Raw genomic sequence first — 578 nt, 5'->3', positions numbered from 1 at the left:
CATCTGTCGTTTTTCCAGGGGTTTGCGGTTACGGACGACGATGCCTCTTTCACGGCACGCGAGCCTTGAGACTAGCTGCCTGGAGCTGTCCATGAATCTTGCAGTATCTCTTTCAGCAAGCGATGCCCGTCCAGCCTCCCCTGCAGAGGATGCACAGACTCAGGCAGACATGCTCGGGGGGAAGTGTGGTGGGCCCGGCGGGGTTCGAACCCGCGACCAATCGATTATGAGTCGACTGCTCTAACCGCTGAGCTACAGGCCCTGATCTGACGCAGTGGGAAGACTGCATTGACGCGCGCCCCGACAGACTGCACTCGGGGACGGCATTGTACCGAACAATTGGGGAGAGAAGAACCGCCGCCGACCTTCACGGCCGGCGGCGGCCACATGCTTGACGCCGATCAGTTCCCTTCCAGGAACGACTTCAGCTTGTCCGAACGGCTCGGGTGACGCAGCTTGCGCAGCGCCTTGGCCTCGATCTGGCGGATCCGCTCACGCGTGACGTCGAACTGCTTGCCGACTTCCTCCAGCGTGTGATCGGTACTCATCTCGATACCGAAACGCATGCGCAGCACCTT

1 protein-coding gene and 1 tRNA gene are annotated in these 578 nt (G+C 60.7%); both read right to left on the bottom strand.

Features of this window, described 5'->3' with window-relative positions; translation table 11 throughout:
• Window positions 1–186: 186 nt before the first annotated feature.
• Window positions 187–262: transfer RNA gene (locus HWX25_RS32815), tRNA-Ile, on the bottom strand.
• 139 nt (window positions 263–401) lie between these two features.
• A partial coding sequence (locus tag HWX25_RS32810) for a sigma factor-like helix-turn-helix DNA-binding protein (protein WP_279610156.1) occupies window positions 402–578 on the bottom strand: 177 nt, incomplete at its 5' end.

It is taken from the genome of Burkholderia sp. BCC1640 (assembly GCF_902833125.1).
Lineage (GTDB): Bacteria > Pseudomonadota > Gammaproteobacteria > Burkholderiales > Burkholderiaceae > Burkholderia > Burkholderia diffusa.
The sequence above is the reverse complement of the archived record's forward strand: the minus strand, read 5'-3'. Positions and strand labels throughout refer to the sequence as shown.